The following is a 21689-nucleotide window of genomic DNA, read 5'->3' as shown; positions in this document are numbered from 1 at the left end:
GAGCCGGTAATTCATGGCTAAGTTCTTTATTGATCGCCCTATTTTCGCTTGGGTTATCGCCATCATAATTATGTTGGCTGGTTCCCTGGCGATAATGAAATTACCCGTAGCGCAATATCCGACCATTGCGCCACCGGCAATTTCAATCTCCGCCAACTACCCTGGCGCCGATGCGACCACTGTGCAAAATACAGTTACGCAGGTTATCGAACAGAACATGAACGGTATCGATAACTTGCTGTACATGTCTTCTAGCAGTGACTCCTCCGGTAACGTTCAGTTGACGTTGACCTTTAACTCAGGCACTGACCCAGATATCGCTCAGGTTCAGGTGCAGAACAAACTGCAATTAGCCATGCCTTTACTGCCGCAAGAAGTGCAGCAGCAAGGTGTGAGCGTTGAAAAGTCCAGTAGTAGCTTCCTGATGGTTGCCGGCTTTATTTCTGAAGACGGCACCATGAAACAAGAAGATATCGCTGACTATGTGGGTTCTAACGTTAAAGACCCTATCAGCCGTACCGCTGGTGTGGGGGATGTTCAACTGTTTGGTTCCCAATACGCGATGCGTATCTGGATGGACCCGCATAAACTGAATAACTTCGGTTTGACACCGGTTGATGTAATCAACGCGATTAAAGTACAAAATAACCAGGTCGCAGCTGGCCAGTTAGGGGGGACACCTCCGGTACCTGGTCAGGAATTGAACTCATCAATCATTGCGCAGACCCGTTTAACCAATGCAGAAGAATTCAGCCAGATCATGCTGAAAGTGAATACTGATGGTTCACAGGTTCGCTTGAAAGATGTGGCTATCGTTCAACTGGGTGCTGAAAGCTATAACATTATCGCTCGTTATAATGGTAAACCAGCAGCAGGTATCGGTATTAAGCTGGCGACAGGGGCTAACGCCCTGAATACTTCTGCGGCAGTCAAAGCTGAACTGGCAAAATTACAGCCGTTCTTCCCGGCAGGGTTGAAAGTGGTTTATCCGTATGACACCACTCCGTTCGTTAAAATCTCCATTAATGAAGTGGTTAAAACGCTGGTAGAAGCCATTATTCTGGTGTTCTTGGTAATGTACCTGTTCTTGCAAAACTTCCGTGCAACGTTGATTCCGACGATTGCAGTACCGGTTGTATTGCTGGGGACCTTTGCCATCCTCTCCGCCTTTGGCTATTCGATAAACACCCTAACGATGTTCGGGATGGTGTTGGCGATAGGGCTATTGGTGGATGACGCCATCGTGGTAGTAGAGAACGTCGAACGTGTCATGCAAGAGGAAGGGCTACCACCGAAAGAAGCCACCAAAAAGTCTATGGATCAAATCCAGGGCGCATTGGTGGGAATCGCGATGGTACTGTCGGCGGTATTTATCCCGATGGCCTTCTTCGGCGGCGCAACCGGGGCGATTTATCGTCAGTTCTCTATTACTATCGTTTCAGCCATGGTGCTCTCGGTTCTGGTGGCATTGATTCTGACACCTGCATTGTGCGCAACGATGCTAAAACCGATTGCCAAAGGTGAACATGGTCCGAAAACCGGCTTCTTCGGTTGGTTTAACCGCATGTTCGAGAAAAGCACTCATCACTATACCGACAGCGTTGCCAACATTCTGCGCAGCACTGGCCGTTATTTGGTGATCTATCTGCTGATCGTGATTGGTATGGCCGTGCTATTCCTGCGCTTACCAACATCATTCTTGCCGGAAGAGGATCAGGGCGTGTTCCTGACCATGGTGCAAATGCCTGCGGGGGCGACGCAAGAACGTACCCAGAATGTATTGAACCAGGTTACTGACTATTATCTCGACAAAGAAAAAGACGTTGTTAACTCCGTATTTACCGTTAACGGCTTCGGTTTCAGTGGTCAGGGTCAGAACACCGGGCTGGCATTCGTCAGTCTGAAAAACTGGGATGAACGTCCAGGTGAGCAAAACAAAGTTCCGGCAATCGTTGCCCGCGCCTCGGCAGCCTTCTCGCAAATTAAAGACGGTTTGGTGTTCGCCTTTAACTTGCCAGCAATTGTGGAATTAGGTACCGCTACCGGCTTTGACTTCCAGTTAATTGATCAGGGTAACCTCGGCCATCAGAAGTTAACTGAAGCGCGCAACCAACTGCTCGGCATGGCGGCGCAACATCCGGATATGCTGGTCGGTATGCGGCCAAACGGACTGGAAGATACACCTCAGTTCAAAGTGGAAGTTGATCAAGAAAAAGCACAGGCTCTTGGTGTAGCAATTTCGGATATCAATACCACCCTCGGTTCTGCTATGGGCGGCAGCTACGTAAACGACTTTATCGACCGTGGTCGGGTGAAGAAAGTTTATGTGCAGGCTGATGCACCATTCCGTATGTTACCGGGTGATATCGACAAGTGGTATGTCCGTAACAGCTCAGGTCAGATGGTATCATTTGCTACCTTCTCCAGTGCAAAATGGGAATACGGTTCACCGCGACTTGAACGCTACAACGGCTTGCCATCCATGGAAATTCTGGGTCAGGCTGCACCGGGTAAAAGTACCGGTGAGGCAATGGACCTGATGCAGGATTTGGCCTCTAAATTACCAAGCGGCATCGGTTATGACTGGACAGGTATGTCCTATCAGGAACGTATGTCTGGTAACCAGGCACCGGCACTGTACGCAATCTCACTGATTGTGGTCTTCTTGTGTCTGGCTGCGTTGTATGAAAGCTGGTCGATTCCATTCTCTGTTATGTTGGTGGTACCACTGGGTGTGGTTGGTGCGTTACTGGCCGCCTCGTTGCGCGGCTTAAATAACGACGTTTACTTCCAGGTAGGCTTGTTGACCACCATCGGGTTGTCGGCCAAGAACGCCATCTTGATTGTTGAGTTCGCCAAGGACTTAATGGACAAAGAAGGCAAAGGCTTGGTGGAATCAACGTTGGAAGCAGTACGTATGCGCCTGCGTCCAATCCTGATGACCTCACTGGCCTTTATCCTTGGGGTTCTGCCACTGGTTATCAGTAGCGGTGCAGGTTCTGGTGCACAGAATGCGGTAGGTACCGGTGTCATGGGCGGGATGATAACCGCGACAGTACTGGCTATCTTCTTTGTTCCGTTATTCTTTGTGGTGGTTCGCCGCCGCTTCAGTCGAAAATCTGAAGATATAGAACATACTCATGCTGTTGACCCTAAGGCGAAGTAAACCTTATTAACAACCATGTTGTCACGTTAAAGGCCGCAGATGCGGCCTTTGTCTTTATCTGACCCGTGCTACTTTGTTAAAAAGCCCGCAAACTTCGGCTTGTGGTTAATGAGAAAGCTATTTATAGCTTAGTGAGTGAAGGGTTGACCGCACCTTGAAGCGATCCGACGGCTCACGCCGTTACGACCCCAGCAGCACGTTTCCCCTTTATTTAACGTTGCCAACAACCTCCCCATTTAACTGTGCCAGCAAGCTCCCCGCAGACTTCGGTTTGCGAGTTTTTTTCATTTGGACTTGAAACTGAAAAGTGAATGGCGCATAATTATTGTTATATTATAACATAACATATGGAGTTCTTATGAAACCGGGTATTCATCCCAACTATCGGACTGTGGTATTTCACGATACCAGTGCAGACACCTATTTCACTGTGGGTTCAACCATTGCCACAGCACGGACTATTGAACGCGATGGGCAGAGCTATCCTTATGTCACGCTGGATATCTCCTCAGCCTCGCATCCGTACTACACCGGTAAACAAAAAGAGTTTTCAAAAGAAGGCAGTACCGCACGCTTCAATCAACGTTTTGGTCGTTTCCTGACTAAAAAAGCCAGCTAATTCTGAGAGTTAACTATGCAAGTATTGAGTTCATTACGTTCAGCCAAAAACCGTCATCCGGATTGCAAAATCGTCCGTCGCCGTGGCCGGGTGTATGTTATTTGTAAAAGCAATCCACGTTTTAAAGCCGTTCAGGGAGGGACCCATAAGAAGCGTTGATTTTAGTTCGTTATCGGCTCATCAGTTTGCTGTAATAATAAGCCCCGTTGCTGCCCAGCGGGGCTTTTTTCTGCCACTATTTCTAGTGGTTACATATTATTTCATACTGCCTACAATAGTATCCACATTGTGTTTAAATGCTTCGCTATACGTCGCTGCAGGGCCACCTGCTGTTGACAATGCTTCAGGGTAGAGTTCCCCGCCAGCTTTAGCGCCACTGGCCGCGGCAATTTGTTTTACCAAACGCGGATCAGTCTGATTTTCAATAAAATACGTTTTGATTTTCTCTTGCTTGATTTGTTTAATTAATGCCGCCACATCGCTGGCACTGGCTTCAGACTCAGTTGAGAATCCCACTGGGGACAAAAAATTAACCCCATACTCCTGGCTAAAATAGCCGAAAGCATCATGACTGGTCAGGACTTTGCGTTGTTCAGCGGGGATCGTTGCAAACTGCGCTTTTGCATAGGCATCCAGTTTTTCCAATTGCTGGATGTATTCTCTACCGCGTTTACGGAAATAATCAGCATCTTGCGGATCAGCAACGATCAGTGCATTCATGACATTGTTGGCATATTTAATGCCATTAGCCATGCTATTCCATGCATGGGGATCGGTCACCGTCTTGCCCTCTTCGTTCATTTTACGGCTATCCACCCCGGTTGAGGCGATAACCACCGGCCCTTGATAACCAGAGGCACTGATCAACCGCTCTAGCCACCCTTCTAGCCCTAACCCGCTCACAAACACCACATCAGCTTTAAATAATTGCTGACTGTTTTTCGGCGTGGGTTCAAAACCATGAGGATCACCATCCGGTCCAACCAACGTCACCACGTTGACATGCTCGCCCCCTACCTGCTGGACGATATCACCTAAAATAGAAAAACTGGCAACAGCTTCAACGGTTTTTGCCATCGCCAATGGGCTTGACAATAAGGCAGCCACCGCCAAACCAATGGGTAAACGCTTCATTTAACTCTCCTTTAATAACACTGGGTTCTCAATAATAATAAATAGTTCTCAACGGCGCGCAGTGACCAATACGCCACCCCGCGTGCCAAATAAGATGGATAAAAAGAAAATCAGACTGGCGCTGAGGACAATTGCCGGACCGGCAGGCAATGACGCGTAATAAGACCATAACAAACCGACAATGCTGGCAACCATGCCGATAACCATGGCGATACCCAAGGTTTGAGGAAGATTTTTTGCCCAGAAACGGGCACTGGCGGCAGGTAACATCATCAACCCGACAGACATCAGGGTGCCAAGGATCTGAAACCCGGCAACCAGATTGATGACAACCAACGACAAAAATAGCCCGTGGATTACCATCAACCAGCGCCCCATACTGACCCGCAGAAAGACCGGATCGAACGATTCAATCACCAGCGCCCGGTAAATGGCGGCTAAAGTCAGCATAGAAAATGTGGTGATAATCCCGACCATGGTCATGGCTCTGGGATCAACGGCCAAAATAGAACCGAATAACACATGGAGCAGATCCATGCTGGAACCACGCAATGATACCAACGTGACCCCTAACGCCAGGGAGCCAAGGTAGAAACCGGCAAAACTGGCGTCTTCTTTTAATAATGTCCGGCGGCTGACCCAACCAGACATCATGGCCACTGCCAAGCCAGCAATAAAACCGCCGATGCCCATTGCCACCAATGACATACCCGAAATCAGATAGCCAATCGCGGCTCCCGGTAAAACCGCGTGAGACAGTGCATCACCGACTAAACTCATTCGTCGTAATAATAAGAAAACCCCTAAAGGGGCTGAACTGAGTGACAGTGCCAGACAAGCCACCAATGCCCGTCGCATAAAGCCAAAATCCAGAAAAGGATCAGCGAGTAAATGGAGCAATGTCATAGGGTAATAACCCACTGTGGTTCGGGCTGCGGTGTCAGAGAGGCATGCGCACAAGATGAATTGTGTGAGTGATGCCATTGGGCTAAAACCAGTTCAGATCGCTGCCAACAATGGCCCTGAGGTGTTAGCCACAGCGCATCGGGGAAATGCTCAGCGACCATCGACATATCGTGCAAGACAGCAATAATGGTCCGGCCATCACGGTGTAACTGATTAATAACCTCGAGTAAAAACCTGACCGTTTGGCTATCAATGCCAGCAAAAGGCTCATCCAGCAAGATAAGCGGTGCTTGTTGGACTAAAAGACGAGCAAACAGGACCCGTTGCAACTGCCCTCCCGAAAGTTCACCTACCGACTGGCGCGCCATATCCTGCATACCAACTGTATTTAATGCCTGTTTGATTCGTTGCCGTGATAGATGGTTAATCCCACCAAGTAACCCACTTTGTGGCCAGCACCCCATTGCCACGACATCTTGCACCACGATGGGAAACTGCTTATCCAATTCAGCCTGCTGGAGAAGGTAGGCCATTTGAGGTACCTTGGTGTCGGTAAACGTTATTTGTCCTGCCAATGGGGGTTGTAAGCCTGCCAACGTTTTGAGTAATGTGGATTTACCGGCCCCATTGGCACCAATAATGGCGGTGAGAGAGCCCGCAGCAAAACAACCGTCAATAGGGGGCGTCAGTGGGCTTCGCTCATAACCTATTACAATTTTTCTCAATTTTATCATGGCAGTACATTCGCCCAATAAATAGCACACCACAGCAATATGCAAAGTAAAGCGATCCCCGCGATACGTTGTAATGAGGAAAGTGAGAACAACCTCCAGTCAGTAAGACGGTTTCGCTGGGCCAGGAAAGAGTGTTTATTCATATTAGGAAAGAATAGGTGATTATTAGTGATATATTATAACATCACATAAAATAATTAAACTCAAGAAAACATCGATGGTTTATCAATTTCAAAAATCGCAAACCATAATGGGATACCCACACCACACAAAGCACCAGGCGGAAACAGACCTGCTGTTCTTAGCACAACCAACAGTACTAACAGGGTTAGTTACCCTAAATTAAACTATCTTTACTGACCATCTACTGGAGAGAGGATGCTTGGCTTTGGTACTCTAGCCTCTGCGTTGCTGGTTAACGTCCGTAAACGGGTAAATTACACCATAGAAAAGACGTCATGCGTGTTCCTTCCTCTTGACCAAACCAGCTCAGCATTCCAGGTTAATAGAGCGCGGTTACATTAACCGTGTATAATAATCCTAAATATGAAGAGTCCTATTTAGGCCGTGTTATATTATTAAAAAAGCATGGTTCAAATAACATCAGGCTGTGTTAACTAACAGCATTGGTTGAAAAATCTCATTAAATTTTATTTTTTTGATTAAAATCATGCGAGTAGTTGCTGAAAATCAAATGTCATCGCATTTTTTGTTACAATGGTAATGCAAAAATTAATTATTCTTACCATCATGAATGGACAATAAATGAACAATGAAATAGCCGGAGACTTCGCGTCAGGGCGTTACCCGATTTCATTACTGAAGAATGTAATCAGCAATAATATCGGTGGAATTGAAAGATGGTTGGTCTCCGGCTTAATGTCTTATTCGGAAAATGCCAGATACGGTGTCGGCTCATTAGAAATTCTTGATATTTCTCACTTGGAAGACTACCATTATTCAATGAGTTACTGTTATCAATCACATATCTTTAACCCATGTTTAGATATCGAAACTGAAGAGTCCCTAATAAATGCTGTAACATTTATTGTACATCCCAAAAAAATCACCTTTGATATAATTAACAATGACAGGCCCTCAACCGCTGACGAATTGTAAGATTAAGTAATAAAGTTGCGCGGTGAGTGAAGAAATGATTTATATTCATAGTATGACGAGTTTATTTAGGTTAACGATAAGCTTCTGCGTTTATATGATTATCAATCTACTCACATTGTGTTATCAACACCGAATTAAGACTTTACGGAGGGGATGATATGGATGAGTACTCGCCTAAGCGGTATGATATTGCCCAGTTGAAGTTTTTATGTGAGAGTTTGTATGATGAGGGTATCGCTACCCTTGGTGATAGCCATCATGGGTGGGTAAATGACCCAACATCGGCCGTAAACCTGCAACTCAACGATTTGATCGAGCATATAGCTTCATTTGTGATGAGTTTTAAAATAAAATACCCGGATGACAGCGACCTTTCAGAGTTAGTAGAAGAATATTTAGACGATACATATACTCTGTTTAGCAGTTACGGGATCAATGATCCTGAATTGTGTCGCTGGCAAAAAACCAAAGAGCGTTTATTCAGACTTTTCTCGGGGGAATACATCTGTACCCTGATGAAAACTTAAGGGATAGTTTCCCTATATTAATTTATATCGAGAAGAAAAGATTACCATGACAAAAACTGACTATCTGATGCGTTTAAGAAAATGTACGACTATTGATACATTGGAACGTGTAATTGAAAAAAATAAGTACGAACTTTCCGATGATGAACTGGAATTATTTTACTCAGCTGCAGATCATCGGTTGGCGGAACTCACCATGAATAAACTTTATGATAAAATTCCACCTACGGTTTGGCAACATGTGAAATAGTCTGCTTAACGCTGGTTAAGACACACAACGTTGAGCCGATAATCGTTATCGGCTTCAATGAACCGGTGATTTTTCTGTGTTTTAATTTGAGATAAATGCCTTGATAGGAACACGGTATTGAAGGTTAACTTTAGCCCCGCGTTATTATTTATCGATATTTAAGTGAAATCCTGTGAGTTATCAGACTTATGTAAGAGCATTTAAGTGAAAATGCTTTGCTGTTCTATTTATTAAAACTTGCTCTCACTGCTAATAATTTCAAAATATTATTAATCATCGGCTAAATCTAAAACACAAATAGAAACTAAAACCGATAAATAAATAAGAAAAATCTCATTCCACTGTTCAGGCATGGACCTACGTAGCTATCCCTGACAAATAGGATAAAAAGTTTTAAAGCTGAGAGTTATTGGGGGAAATGGCACTGGAGATGGATAACCACAGAAATAACATAAGGCAGCAGTATATTAGAAATGGTGGAGGCCCTGCCAGCTACATCCCGGCACACACCTCGCCTGCTACGGCTGCTTCCTTCCGGATCTGACCGAGTTCACAAGTTAGTGTTGCGGGAGAACCAACAGGGCCTCCATTGACGTTGACGGCCCCTTGCACTCTGGAGCGATGGGCATTATCGACCATGCCCCACCAAATAGCAAGACAACACACGCTAACCGGTTATTTCTTACCCATTCATCCTCAGGTAAATGCTAAATCTATTTTCATCTGGTACAAAAAACAGCAATGATGTTATTTATATCCATATTGCGCAACGCTATCTGCCATGTAAATAACCGCGACCAAAGAGGATGCAGTGACGTCATCAGAACCCGATACCCAAAGCCAAAATGAACCTGAAATAGCAGAGGATCAAACCGAGCGGGGTAACTCGCCGATAATAGACAGCTTTCGCCAACGGGTATTCCAGGTGGTTGCAGCCATCCCATACGGGCAGGTCACAACCTATGGCGATATCGCTCGGTTGATTGGATCGCCAAAAGCCGCGCGGCAAGTCGGCGGCATTCTCAAACGCTTACCTGAAGGATCTGCATTACCCTGGCATCGGGTGATTAACCGCCATGGCGAAATATCATTAATGGGTGATGATTATCTTAGGCAAAAAAAAGCATTGTTGGCCGAAGGCATTAAAATAGATACCACTGGCCGAATTAATTTACAGCAATATCGCTGGCAATACTGCTAAAGCAAACGCCACAGAACAGTGAATACCCTGTGGCGCTGATCCCCAAACTTATTGGGGTTGCAGCAAGTTAAAGCTACTGTATGGTGGCAGTGCCTGGTGTCGTCGTCGTCGTCCCTACCGGAGCGGTTTCAATAGCGACAGAGGTTACAGGAACCAGCAACAGATTAGCCTGAGTACCGGTACCACGGTTGATCACTTCCTGGATGGTATCGGTGATAAACAGTAGCTGACCATTATGGGTAATCGCTGCACTCACGATAATACGTGCATTTGGCTGAATTTCTGCTGGATTAAACGGCAAAATAAAGGTAAATGGCGCCTGTTTGCCCTCAGTACGGATCGCTTTCTGAGCAATCACCCGTGATGGTGTATCAGCCAATGAGGCATCCGATAGCGTGACCGTAACTACCGCATCTGGTGGTAATGCGATGCGCTCGCGGATATTCACTGTCCCTTGTACAGTAGGCTGCGCAATAGATGTCGCCACAGTCGTCGACTCTACTGGTGCAGCAACCGGAACATCGGCCCCTTGATGAGCACACCCGACCAAACTGATTACTAATGCTGCCCCACCCGCTATCTGCCAGAGTTTTATTGGTTGCCAAGGTTTCATAGGTCGCACTCCTTCTTATTATTAAGATGCTGGCTATTGACAAAAAAGCCCGCGTTTAATAAGTGGTTTCAACCACCTAGCATGCTAATTATAGCACAATCCGCTAATGATTTCTGCCCTCACCTCGAACGAGCTATTTATCAGACTAATCCTTATAAGTTAATCATCAGTTGGAGCGCAGTTTCACCGCAATATATTGACGATCAGTCAACAGATTCAGCACACTGTGTCTGAACTCAACCATCAGGGGCCACAACATGAGTCAGGCATTAGAAAAACTACTTGAACTACTCGATTTAGAAAAAATTGAAGAAGGGCTTTTTCGTGGTCAAAGTGAAGATCTGGGCTTGCGGCAGGTCTTTGGTGGTCAGGTCGTCGGTCAGGCTATCTATGCAGCCAAACAAACTGTACCCACGGATCGGGTAGTTCACTCACTCCACAGCTATTTTTTGCGTCCTGGGGACAGCAGTAAACCCATTATCTATGATGTAGAAACCTTACGCGATGGCAACAGTTTCAGTGCCCGTCGGGTCAGTGCGATTCAAAATGGTAAACCCATCTTCTATATGACTGCGTCGTTCCAACGTCAGGAAGAAGGGTTTGAACACCAAAATACCATGCCGGACGTACCACCGCCGGAAGGATTGATGTCTGAAACTGAAATTGCACGCAAATTCGCCCATTTGATCCCCGAGAAAGTACGTGAGAAGTTTATTGGTCAGCAGCCAATTGAAATGCGACCGGTGAAATTTCATAATCCGCTGCAAGGTTCGGTAGAAGCACCAAATCGTTATGTCTGGTTCCGTGCCAACGGCAAAATGCCGGATGATTTGCGGGTACATCAGTATTTACTCGGCTATGCTTCAGACTTCAATTTCCTGCCAACTGCCTTGCAACCACACGGCGTTGGCTTCCTTCAACCGAATGTGCAAATTGCTACAATAGATCATTCCATGTGGTTCCATCGACCATTCCGCTTAGATGATTGGTTACTGTATGCCGTAGAAAGTACTTCGGCCTCTGGAGCTCGGGGGTTTGTTCGTGGGCAAATTTACAATAGCGAAGGGGTATTGGTAGCCTCTACAGTGCAGGAAGGCGTGATCCGTTTACATCAGAAATAACAATAAATACAAGGGGCGATGTCGCCATCGCCCCCGTTGCTATCATTATTAATTTATTTTACTGTTAGAGTTAACTTATTGATTGTATGCATTCTCGCCGTGGCTGTTAACATCCAGACCTTCGCGTTCTTGTTCTTCTGGTACCCGCAGACCCACTAACAAGTCAGCAATTTTAAAGGCAACAAAAGCAACAACACCAGACCAGACCAAACACACACCGACGCTGAACAATTGCACGCCAACCTGATGACCCATGGTGACACCAGCAGCGTAACCGGTACCGCCCAGTGAAGCCGAAGTGAATACCCCCGTCAGGATACAACCGATAATCCCACATACCCCATGGACACCGAACACGTCACAGGTATCATCAACCCGCAACCATTTTTTCAGCAGAACCACCCCCCACAGACCGGCAACACCCCCTACCAGACCGATAATTAATGCACCGCCTACCCCCACTGTCCCTGCCGCTGGTGTGATAGCAACCAACCCGGCAATACAACCAGAACACGCCCCCAACAGGGAAGGTTTACCCCGTAAAATCCACTCAGCAAATACCCACGAAAGGATAGCTCCCGCAGTTGCTACCACCGTATTCAAGAAGGCAAGTGCGGCAATTTCGTTCGCGGCACCGGCAGAACCGGCATTGAAACCAAACCAGCCGATATACAGAATGGCTGTACCGGTAAATACCATGGGTAAATTGTGTGGTTTGAATGCTTCTTTACCAAAACCAGCACGTTTGCCCAGCAAGTAAGCGCCCACCAAGCCGGCAATAGCAGCATTAATGTGCACCACGGTACCACCAGCAAAGTCCAGTGCGCCATCCATTGCCAGGAAACCCCCTCCCCATACCATGTGTGCCATTGGCAGGTAGGAGAAGGTGAACCACAGCACAGCAAAAATTAATACCGCAGAGAAACGAATACGTTCGGCAAATGAACCCACCACCAGAGCAACGGTGATACAAGCGAATGAAGCTTGGAACACCACATGAATATATTGGTAAAACGTACCACTCAAGCTGGTCAGGCCGATACCTTTCAGCATCGCCATATCAAAACCGCCGAAGAACGCATTACCGGTACCGAATGCCAGACTATAACCGTAGAGTATCCACAACACGCAAACCAGCGCAAAGGTCACCATGACCTGAGTCATCATCGATAATACGTTTTTGGAACGCAGCAGGCCGCCGTAGAACAGGGCAATACCGGGTACCGTCATAAACAGTACCAAGGCGGTACAAATCATCATAAAAGCATTATCAGCTTTGTCAGCTACAGCCGGTACGGCGGCCATTGCCAAAGAGGGCAGCATCGCTACCGAACTCAGGCCCAACATGGATAAAAGTTTTTTCATCGTCAACCCATCCCTATTCACTAAATTTGAGCCCGCAAATTACAGTGCTGCTTCGTCTGTTTCGCCGGTACGGATGCGAATAACACGTTGCAATTCAGCAACGAAAATTTTGCCATCACCAATTTTGCCGGTATAGGCCGCCTTACTGATCACATCAACCACTTCATCCAATTGATCATCAGCAATCGCAATATCAATTTTCACTTTGGGTAAGAAATTGACACTGTATTCAGCTCCCCGATAGAGTTCTGCATGCCCTTTCTGGCGACCAAATCCTTTCACTTCGGTCACGGTCAGCCCCTGAATACCCACAGAGGATAAGGCTTCACGCACATCCTCCAGCTTAAATGGTTTGATAACCACGGTAACCAGCTTCATATTTGCCCCTTCTCGAATTAAGTCGAATTCATCTCTGCCACACAAGATAAAGCAAAGGCTATGCCATAAATAATGATAGCGGTGATTTAGTGTAAAAATGGCGAACATAAGGCGATTGAGAGACCCAAGCCAGAAGTCGCATCGCTGAATCGATAAGGTTGAACGGTTTTCCCGCACCAAATTAGTGCGATGCGCGTCACACAAGTGCACAACAGCATTAATACCTTATTGCCATGCCAGATTAGGGTGCGGTCACTCTGCGGGATGGGTGTTATCTACAGAAGAGATCTGTTCGGAAAGAAATTTGGAGAATAGTAGGGGCCGCGTGGCCCCATACCCATAGACTATCGCTTAACTTACAGCGGGTTCCACCTGATCAATGGCGGCTAAATCTTCACTGACCAGTTGCAATTGGTACATTTGATAATAGCGCCCATGGGCCGCGAGTAGCGCTTGATGCTTACCTTGTTCTACTGCCATACCACGGTGCAATACCAATATAGTATCGGCATCGACAATGGTCGAAAGACGGTGAGCAATCACCACCAGCGTGGTATTTTTCCGAATTAGCTGCAATGCCCGCTGAATGGCCTGTTCAGTGCCAGAGTCAATATTGGCGGTCGCTTCATCTAAAATCAGAATTTGCGGTGCCTGCACCAATACTCGTGCCATCGCCAACAGTTGTTTTTGCCCAACAGACAAGGTGTTACCCTGCTCCCCGAGCAAACTGTGCAACCCATTAGGCAAAGCCCGCACTAATGACGCAAGTTGCACGGTTTCCAATGCATCCCACACTTGCTGTTCACTGATATCACGGCCCAAGGTCACATTAGCGAAAAATGAGTCAGCTAATACCACGGGGTCCTGTTGCACCATAGCAACCCCCTGGCGCAAGGTCTGATGTGATAACGCCGACAAAGGCCGCCCATCAAGTAGGATCTCCCCATGCTGCACCGGATAGTAACCCATCAATAGGTTAGCTAACGTACTCTTACCGCTACCGGTATGCCCCACCAAGGCGACAAAGCCGCGCGAAGGCACATCAAGCGAAATGTTTTGCAGCACCATTTTATCGCTACGGTATGAAAAGCTGACATTATCAACCTGAATACGGCCACTGGTGAGTGGGCGGTCATCGCTACCATAGCCTTGCTGAGCACGATCCATTAGATCGAAAATACGCTCCCCGGCCACCACAGCCTGCTGCATAATTGATTGCTGTGATGTTAGCTCAATTAATGGCTCATTCAGCCGCCCCAGATAGTTAATGAACGCATACAACACACCGACACCCACTGAACCCTCAGGGCTAAAACCGAAAAGCAACAACAAACCACATAACACCATGGCAGAAAATAAGCTCAGCAACGGCCGCAATAGAAAACCTTCTAAGCGTAGAGTTTGCATCCGTGCCATATAATGAGCACGGCTGGCAGACTCCATGCGTTCGCCAAAACGCGCTTGCTGGCGAAACTGCTGAATGACGCCCATGCCATTGATGATTTCATTAAAACCGTCGTTAATATCCGCAAGATAAGCCCGAACCTGGCGAACCACCGGTGTGCTATAGCGCTGAAAAATAGCCATGACCACCAATACTGCCGGGAAGATGCAAATCGAAATCAGCGCCATACGCCAATCCAGACTGAACATTGCCACCAGCATTGCACCAATTAACGCGGCACTTTTCAGCACCGTCGACACCACCATCACATACAAATCTTTGATGACTTCAGTGTCATTGGTAACACGGGAAATCAATTGCCCTACCGGCTGGGTATCAAAAGCACTGAGAGGCTGGCGCAAAGCCGCATCCATCACTTCAATACGTAACCGTTGCACCACACCGACAGCAGCACGGTTAAACAGCAATGCTTGAAAATAGTGCAACGCGGCGGCCAACAATTGCAGCAGCAGATATGCCAATGCCAACCCACTCACCAAACCGAGAGGCAAGGTGCCTTTAGCGACCACATGGTCAATGAAGTAGCTTATCAACAACGGGCCGCTGACTTCGGCAGCCGCCGCAATCCACAACATCAACACCGCCAGCCCTAATGGCTTACGATAAGGAGAACCATAAGAGAGCAAACGTTTGAGTGTCGGCCAAAGTTGCTGAGCTTTACTCATCGGTTTTGACCCCTGACTCACCATCATCTAATGCTGCCTCCAGTTGCTGATAACGGTACATCTCCCGATACCACCCAGACTGATTCACCAATACATTATGCGCACCACGCTGCATCACACCGCCGTGCTGCATCACCAGAATCTCGCTGGCTTCCGTCAAAGCAGAAAGACGATGCGCGCTGATAATCACGGTGCGCTGTTCACCCCACTCACGTAGGTTTTTTAAAATTTGGTACTCGGTCTGGCCATCAACTGCGGACAGTGCATCATCGAGGATCAGGATTTCAGTATCCAACAACAGTGCCCTGGCAATGGAAATTCGCTGTTTCTGCCCACCAGACAGCATCACTCCGCGCTCGCCCACTTCGGTGTCATAACCTTGCGGAAGGCGTAAAATATCGTCATGCACACTGGCTAAGCGTGCTGCCTGCTCAATTTGTGCCTGAGTGGCATCAGGCTTACCCAGCGCGATATTGCCGGCAACCGTATCAGAGAACAGAAACGGTGTCTGACTGACCACCGATAAACGACCACGCCAGTCATGCAAACGGATATCAGGTAGTGGATGCCCTTGATAACAAATAGCGCCGTCATCAATATCAAATTGCCTCTGAATGAGTGCCAACAAAGTGCTCTTACCAGAACCTGTCGGCCCACATAACCCCAGCATCTGCCCCGGAGCCAATTTCAGTGCCACATCATGTAATGCGGGCTGTTCACTGCCCGGATAAGTGAAATGGCGAATATTTACCGCTAACGTGCCACGCCCGTTAGATAATTCGATCTCACCGTCTTCCACCACTGGAGCCTCTTCCAACAAACTGCGGATACGACTATAAGCTGCACTGCCGCGTTCAACGATATTGAACATCCAGGCCAATGCCAGCATCGGCCAAATCATCAGCCCCAGATACATCACAAAACTGGTTAATTGCCCCAAGGTAATGCTGTGGTTAACCACCATCCAGCTACCACCGCCGATAGCCAATAAATTAGCGATCCCGATAGCAATATAAATTGTTGGATCAAAACGGGCATCAATGCGCGCGACGTACATATTCTTCGCGCCGGCTTCTGCGGCTACCTGCGCAAACTGCTGTGATTGCTTCTCTTCCAGGCCAAAGGCTTTAATCATGCGAATGCTAGTCAGACTTTCCTGCGCCTGATTATTCAGTGTCGAGAATGCTCCTTGAGCCGATTTAAAACGCTGGTGCAGTTGGTCACCATAATATTTGATTACTACCGCCATCACCGGCATGGGTAACAATGACAACAGTGTTAATTGCCAACTGATTTGGGTACTCATCACAATCAGAACCGCGCAGCCCATCACCAGCGAATCCACCAACGTCAACACGCCCTCACCTGCAGCAAAAACCACGCGATCGACATCATTGGTGGCGCGCGCCATTAAATCGCCAGTACGATGACGTAAATAGAATCCGGGAGCCTGACGGCTGAGTTGACGATAAAATTTCGCACGCAATTCCACCGCCAATTGATAGGAAGCGCCAAATAATAAAATGCGCCAGACATAACGCAGCAGATAGACCACGATAGCCGTCACCAGCATCACGCCAATCCATACCAGTAATATGTCGGTCGACATCTGTTTTGTACTGATGCCATCGACAATCACTCCGACCAGCTTAGGTGGCAATAATTGCAGGATAGCGATAATAATCAGCAGCAACACCGCGCCCACATAACGACGCCACTCTCGGCGGAAATACCAGCCTAATTGTGCAAACAATCTCACGAAGTTTTATTCCATACTCTGACACCGAACAGCATCGGTATTTTCTCGCTAAATGCGACAAGAAAGTAGAATACCATCGTTAAAATGGTTTTTTATCCCATTAATCACTCAGGAACAGGCAACATAGTCGTATATTTAATTTTTTCCATTGCAAAGCTTGATGTCACATCAATCAGCCCCGGAACGCCATTAACCATCCGTTTGTAAAAATTATCGTAACTTTTCATATCGGCAACTTCTACCTGCATCAGATAGTCATATTCGCCAGCCATACGATAGAATGCCAGCACCTCAGGCATTTGCTTGGTAAATTCGACGAACTCCTGATACCAGACACTATTATGCTGCTGTGTTTTGATCAGTACAAATGCCGTAAGTCCTAATCCCAACTTTTCGCTATCCAGCAATGCGACTCGTCCACGGATAAATCCCTCATCCTCAAGGCGTTTCAAGCGTTTCCAGCAAGGTGTAGAGGTCAAATTGACGGCCTCGGCCAGCACGTGTAGTGACTGGGTGCAATCTTCTTGCAACATACAAAGGAGTTTACGGTCAGTTTTATCTAACATAACGAGAAACCAGAGAATAAATTTCTACTATTTGGCGATAAAGAAGGAAAAATGGCAACGTTTTTTTCTTTGATAACCGTTAATCTAGTCATCATTAGTTTACTACCTACATCGCAGGCCATAAAATGACCAACACTTGGGTAAAGAATGCTATCAGTGAAATAGAAGCTGATTTTCAGCGCTCCGCTGATACCCACCTGATCCGCTTAAATCTGCCCACTTTTCCCGGCATTTATCTCTATTTAAAAGATGAGAGCACTCATCCAACCGGTAGCTTGAAGCACCGTTTGGCGCGCTCATTGTTTCTTTATGGTTTATGCAATGGTTGGATAACGGAAGGAACAACCATAATCGAGGCTTCCTCAGGAAGCACGGCGGTATCTGAAGCCTACTTTGCCCGCTTGATTGGCTTGCCATTTATCGCCGTGATGCCCAGTTGTACCGCTCGGCGTAAAGTTGAACAAATCATGTTCTACGGCGGCAGTTGCCATTTTGTTGAAAGCACTGGGCAAATTTATGCGGTATCAGAGCAACTGGCTCGTGATCTGAATGGCCACTATATGGATCAGTTTACTTATGCCGAGCGAGCTACCGACTGGCGAGGCAATAATAACATTGCTGATAGTATCTTCCGTCAAATGGCTCGTGAACCCTTCCCGGTACCTGATTATATTGTAATGAGTGCAGGTACTGGTGGCACATCGGCAACCTTGGGCCGATATATCCGCTATCAGGGGCATGATACTCAACTGATGGTGGTCGATCCGGAAAACTCGGTATTTTATGACTGTTTCTGCAACCGTGACCGCACGGTAACCGGCAGTTGTGGTAGCCGCATTGAAGGGATAGGCCGCCCACGGGCAGAACCTTCATTTATCCCAGAAGTGATCGACAGCATGTTACGGGTTCCTGATGCTGCCAGTGTTGCAACTATCCATTGGCTGGAAAGTATTCTGGGCCGCAAAGTGGGCGCATCAACCGGTACTAACGTCTGGGGAGCATTACAATTGGCCAAACAGATGCGAGAACAGGGTAAAACTGGTGCTCTCGTGACGTTACTCTGTGACAGCGGTGAGCGCTATCTTGATACCTATTACGATGCCCAATGGGTCAGTAATAATATTGGTGACCTAACACCGTTTAGCAATGAATTGAAAAATCTGTAATAAGAATAAGGTCTCAGTTAGCAGCCAAAAACCATCAAAAGCAAAAGGCAGTTTATCAGCAATTCATGCTAACAAACTGCCTTGCGGAAGAAAAAAACCGGATGGTTATCCGGCTGGCTAATAGCTATACCCAGAGCAATTAAAATCGTAGGCCGCAGCGAGAGAACCTCGCGACCACGGCTACAGCCTCAAGAACAAAGGGTATGAACCTCAGAATTCGGGGGAATAGGTGAGGTGTGGTGAACTTAGCCAATGTTGCAAATAGTGGGCGACACCTTGTTGTTCGCAGCGCCCAATAACCTGTAAATGAGGTAACTCTTGTTTCAATTGCGGTAATGCATTTCCCATCACTAACCCGCGCCCCACCTGCGACAACATCTCTTTATCATTCATTGCGTCACCAAATGCCATGCAATCTGCCAGGGTTAAATCGAGGTGATGGCTTAATCGCGCTAAAGCGGCCCCTTTGTTGCAGCCACGGGGTAATACCTCCAGGCACTCAATAGCCGAGAAACAAAAATCTGCCTCACTGCCCATCTGCTGTTCGAGCTGAGTTTTAAGCGCGACCAATTCCTGATGTGGTGCAATAAAGCAAATTTTGTGATTGCCGGTCAGTGGTAATGTATCCAGCGCGGTGAGTTGGAATTGAAAACCGCTGGTTTTATGTGCCGTCAGCAGCGCTGAATCATTGCGGTCAGTAAACCAGCCATTATCGCGGAATATATGGATACTGGCATGAGTTTCCCATGGGGTACGCATCGCAAACTCCACCAGTTCTGCGGGTAAATCCATACTCTGTAATGGCTCCCCTTCGACGTCATAGACCCGAGTACCATTGCCAGTGATCAAATAACCATTAATACCTGAATGAGATAAAATCCCCTTCATATCAATATAATGCCGACCGGTGGCAAAGGTGAGGATCACCCCGTTTTCCACTAACTGATGCAAAGCATTCAAGGTAGTGCCACCCATTTTATGGTCGCGCATCAGTAAGGTTCCATCCATATCAAAAGCGGCTAAACGGTACATTTAAAACCTCATAGAGAGTGAAACTGGTGGTATGAATAAAATTATGGCGTACTATTTACGGAACTAATAGTGAACAAATATTTTAAACTGTTCCGGATTTAATTATGCGCATTATTCACCGGCTAACCCAATATCAGCGTTTGTATCAGAAATTCGGGGATCAACCCGTTGCTACCACGGTGAGTGAACTGGCAGGTTTGCTATTTTGCAGTGAACGCCATGCCCGCACCCTGATTCAGCAGCTACAGGCGAATGACTGGCTCAGTTGGCATTCACAAGTTGGCCGAGGAAAGCGGGCACAACTGCAATGCTTGAAAAACCCGGATGCACTGCGGGCAACCTACCTACAGGTATTCCTCGAGCAAGGAAATCATCAGGTAGCACTCACATTAGCTCAACTGGAGCCAGAACGCCTACAAGCGTTACTGAACCCTCATATGGGGGGACAATGGCAAGCAGACAGCCCAATATTGCGAATTCCTTATTACCGCGAGCTTGAACCGTTAAATCCACTCACCGCCACTGGGCGGGCTGAGCAGCACCTAATTTATACATTGCACGCTGGTCTGACTCGATTTAACACCGGTGATCCACTGCCTAAGCCCGATTTGGCGCATCACTGGCAGGTCAGTGACGATGGTCTAACCTGGCAATTCTTCTTACGTAGCCAATTGCGCTGGCATAATGGGGAGCACATCCGCAGCGAACAATTGCTGCAAACGTTAGCGCTATTGCGGGCAAATCCACGCAGCCAGGCTAGCTTTACCTCTATTTCGGCCATCACCCTCCCCCATGCCTTATGCCTGCAATTCACCCTTTCTCAGCCTGATTACTGGTTAGCGCATCGATTGGCGGATTTACCGTGCCGACTGTTTCATCCGGACTATCCACTGTTAGGCGCAGGCCCGTTTAAGTTGGCGACCTTCGACCCGCATCTTGTCCGGCTGGAGCAACATGAGTTTTACCATTTACAGCATCCGTATCTGGAACTCATTGAATACTGGATAACTCCGAGCCTGGTGGCACAATCAGCAGCCGGTAGTTGCCAACATCCGGTGCGTATTACCCTCGGTCAGGAAGAAGATGTCCCTTTAGCCCGCCCTGTCCAACGCAGTATGAGCCTCGGATTTTGTTATCTGGCCATTAATCAGCACCTCAACAACATGACTCCCCAGCAAATAGCCAAGTTACTGATGTTAGTACAAACCTCCGGCATATTAGAAGAACTGTCAATTCGGCGTGGCGTGATAACGCCCAGCCATGAAATGCTGCCCGGCTGGCCTATCCCGCAGTTCACATCGGATGAAAACCCGCCACTGCCTGCCCACCTGATATTGGTCTATCAACCGCCAATGGAGCTTGAAAGTGTTGCCGAACAACTAAAAACGGTATTAGCGGCTCATGGCTGCATATTAGAAACTCGTGCCAGCCACGATAAGCAGTGGAAAGACACTCATCAAATTCAAGAGGCCGATTTATTATTAGCAGACCATTTAGTCGGTGAATCACCCGAAGCGACTATGGAAAGTTGGCTCCGGCTTGACCCACTGTGGCGTGGTATTCTCTCCCCTAAGCAGTTAGAACAGCAGCAAAAAACACTGATTCATATTCAACAAATTGAACCGGCTCCAGAACGTTTTCGCCAATTACAAGAATATTATAATGACCTGATGCTCTCAGGGCTGATTCTGCCGCTGTTCAATTACCAATATCAGGTCAATGCTCCCCCACGGATTAACGGCGTTACTCTAACCGCATATGGCTGGTTTGATTTCAGCCAGGCATGGCTGCCACCAGCCATAACCTGATAGCAAAGTACGGGTAACTACCCTTTAGAATGCGAACTGAGTAACATACTGTCAGTTATTAATTTTGCCGTGGGATTTCCCCTGCCAAACCCACT

General features: G+C 47.3%; 20 protein-coding genes and 1 other RNA gene. 10 read left to right on the top strand and 11 right to left on the bottom strand.

What is annotated here, in order from left to right:
- The first annotated feature begins 13 nt into the window (after positions 1–13).
- The 3 genes from acrB (at position 14) to ykgO (ending at position 3944) form a co-directional block, all read left to right on the top strand.
- Positions 14–3166 carry an efflux RND transporter permease AcrB gene (gene acrB / locus AEP37_RS02475; protein ID WP_049609314.1) on the top strand — a complete coding sequence of 1051 codons (3153 nt, stop codon included), beginning with the start codon at positions 14–16 and terminating at the stop codon, positions 3164–3166.
- Between the two features lie 358 nt (positions 3167–3524).
- Positions 3525–3785, top strand: a complete 261-nt coding sequence (locus tag AEP37_RS02470) for a type B 50S ribosomal protein L31 (RefSeq protein ID WP_049609312.1) — start codon at positions 3525–3527, stop codon at positions 3783–3785.
- Positions 3786–3800: 15 nt separating this feature from the next.
- The gene (ykgO, locus tag AEP37_RS24140) at positions 3801–3944 is read left to right on the top strand and encodes a type B 50S ribosomal protein L36 (protein ID WP_002208618.1); all 144 of its coding nucleotides are present in this window, start codon (positions 3801–3803) and stop codon (positions 3942–3944) included.
- Between the two features lie 96 nt (positions 3945–4040).
- Here ykgO and AEP37_RS02465 read toward each other — a convergent pair whose 3' ends face one another.
- The 3 genes from AEP37_RS02465 to AEP37_RS02455 are packed head-to-tail and all read right to left on the bottom strand — an operon-like array spanning position 4041 to position 6559.
- Positions 4041–4919 (bottom strand): metal ABC transporter substrate-binding protein, encoded by an 879-nt coding sequence (locus AEP37_RS02465; protein ID WP_049609310.1) that lies wholly within the window; start codon positions 4917–4919, stop codon positions 4041–4043.
- Between the two features lie 48 nt (positions 4920–4967).
- The gene (locus AEP37_RS02460) at positions 4968–5825 is read right to left on the bottom strand and encodes a metal ABC transporter permease (RefSeq protein ID WP_049609308.1); all 858 of its coding nucleotides are present in this window, start codon (positions 5823–5825) and stop codon (positions 4968–4970) included.
- Positions 5822–6559 carry a metal ABC transporter ATP-binding protein gene (locus AEP37_RS02455; RefSeq protein ID WP_049609306.1) on the bottom strand — a complete coding sequence of 246 codons (738 nt, stop codon included), beginning with the start codon at positions 6557–6559 and terminating at the stop codon, positions 5822–5824. Before AEP37_RS02455 ends, AEP37_RS02460 begins: the two co-directional genes overlap by 4 nt.
- 765 nt (positions 6560–7324) lie before the next feature.
- On the opposite strand from AEP37_RS02455, the gene AEP37_RS02450 reads away from it, so the two are divergent.
- From AEP37_RS02450 to ymoA, 3 genes are all read left to right on the top strand, one after another.
- Positions 7325–7678: a hypothetical protein gene (locus AEP37_RS02450; protein WP_049609304.1), complete on the top strand. Its 354-nt coding sequence runs from the start codon at positions 7325–7327 to the stop codon at positions 7676–7678.
- 158 nt (positions 7679–7836) lie between these two features.
- Complete coding sequence (gene tomB / locus AEP37_RS02445; RefSeq protein WP_049609302.1) at positions 7837–8205, top strand: Hha toxicity modulator TomB; 369 nt, start codon at positions 7837–7839, stop codon at positions 8203–8205.
- Positions 8206–8251: 46 nt separating this feature from the next.
- The gene (ymoA, locus tag AEP37_RS02440) at positions 8252–8455 is read left to right on the top strand and encodes an expression modulating protein YmoA (RefSeq protein ID WP_002208622.1); all 204 of its coding nucleotides are present in this window, start codon (positions 8252–8254) and stop codon (positions 8453–8455) included.
- Between the two features lie 483 nt (positions 8456–8938).
- On the opposite strand, the gene ffs is transcribed toward ymoA, so the two are convergent.
- Positions 8939–9035, bottom strand: an RNA gene (gene ffs / locus AEP37_RS24540) — signal recognition particle sRNA small type.
- A gap of 276 nt (positions 9036–9311) precedes the next feature.
- Here ffs and AEP37_RS02435 point away from each other — a divergent pair.
- Positions 9312–9656: an MGMT family protein gene (locus AEP37_RS02435; protein WP_235801354.1), complete on the top strand. Its 345-nt coding sequence runs from the start codon at positions 9312–9314 to the stop codon at positions 9654–9656.
- Between the two features lie 73 nt (positions 9657–9729).
- Here AEP37_RS02435 and AEP37_RS02430 read toward each other — a convergent pair whose 3' ends face one another.
- Positions 9730–10269, bottom strand: coding sequence for a YbaY family lipoprotein (locus AEP37_RS02430; RefSeq protein ID WP_049609299.1), 540 nt, complete (start codon positions 10267–10269; stop codon positions 9730–9732).
- Positions 10270–10526: 257 nt separating this feature from the next.
- Between AEP37_RS02430 and tesB the strand changes: the two genes are divergently transcribed.
- The gene (tesB, locus tag AEP37_RS02425; RefSeq protein ID WP_049609297.1) at positions 10527–11390 is read left to right on the top strand and encodes an acyl-CoA thioesterase II; all 864 of its coding nucleotides are present in this window, start codon (positions 10527–10529) and stop codon (positions 11388–11390) included.
- 75 nt (positions 11391–11465) lie between these two features.
- Here tesB and amtB read toward each other — a convergent pair whose 3' ends face one another.
- The 5 genes from amtB to AEP37_RS02400 all read right to left on the bottom strand — a co-directional run bounded on the left by amtB (position 11466) and on the right by AEP37_RS02400 (position 17588).
- On the bottom strand, positions 11466–12755 hold the full coding sequence (gene amtB, locus AEP37_RS02420) for an ammonium transporter AmtB (RefSeq protein ID WP_049609294.1): 1290 nt from the start codon (positions 12753–12755) through the stop codon (positions 11466–11468).
- Between the two features lie 39 nt (positions 12756–12794).
- Positions 12795–13133 (bottom strand): P-II family nitrogen regulator, encoded by a 339-nt coding sequence (gene glnK, locus AEP37_RS02415; RefSeq protein ID WP_004949337.1) that lies wholly within the window; start codon positions 13131–13133, stop codon positions 12795–12797.
- A gap of 351 nt (positions 13134–13484) precedes the next feature.
- Complete coding sequence (locus AEP37_RS02410; RefSeq protein WP_049609289.1) at positions 13485–15263, bottom strand: SmdB family multidrug efflux ABC transporter permease/ATP-binding protein; 1779 nt, start codon at positions 15261–15263, stop codon at positions 13485–13487.
- Positions 15256–17022, bottom strand: a complete 1767-nt coding sequence (locus AEP37_RS02405) for a SmdA family multidrug ABC transporter permease/ATP-binding protein (protein ID WP_049609287.1) — start codon at positions 17020–17022, stop codon at positions 15256–15258. The genes AEP37_RS02410 and AEP37_RS02405 overlap by 8 nt, the downstream gene beginning before the upstream one ends.
- Before the next feature lie 104 nt (positions 17023–17126).
- The gene (locus AEP37_RS02400) at positions 17127–17588 is read right to left on the bottom strand and encodes an Lrp/AsnC family transcriptional regulator (protein ID WP_049609281.1); all 462 of its coding nucleotides are present in this window, start codon (positions 17586–17588) and stop codon (positions 17127–17129) included.
- Between the two features lie 125 nt (positions 17589–17713).
- Here AEP37_RS02400 and AEP37_RS02395 point away from each other — a divergent pair, with 125 nt between their 5' ends.
- Positions 17714–18754: a PLP-dependent cysteine synthase family protein gene (locus AEP37_RS02395; protein WP_049609279.1), complete on the top strand. Its 1041-nt coding sequence runs from the start codon at positions 17714–17716 to the stop codon at positions 18752–18754.
- A 210-nt stretch (positions 18755–18964) separates the two neighbouring features.
- Here AEP37_RS02395 and cof read toward each other — a convergent pair whose 3' ends face one another.
- Positions 18965–19786 carry an HMP-PP phosphatase gene (cof, locus tag AEP37_RS02390; RefSeq protein WP_049609276.1) on the bottom strand — a complete coding sequence of 274 codons (822 nt, stop codon included), beginning with the start codon at positions 19784–19786 and terminating at the stop codon, positions 18965–18967.
- Positions 19787–19890: 104 nt separating this feature from the next.
- Here cof and AEP37_RS02385 point away from each other — a divergent pair, with 104 nt between their 5' ends.
- Positions 19891–21594 carry an SgrR family transcriptional regulator gene (locus tag AEP37_RS02385; protein ID WP_049609274.1) on the top strand — a complete coding sequence of 568 codons (1704 nt, stop codon included), beginning with the start codon at positions 19891–19893 and terminating at the stop codon, positions 21592–21594.
- Positions 21595–21689: the final 95 nt, after the last annotated feature.

This window comes from Yersinia pekkanenii (assembly GCF_001152565.1).
GTDB classification, from domain to species: Bacteria; Pseudomonadota; Gammaproteobacteria; order Enterobacterales; family Enterobacteriaceae; genus Yersinia; species Yersinia pekkanenii.
This window is presented reverse-complemented; position numbering and strand designations above follow the sequence as displayed.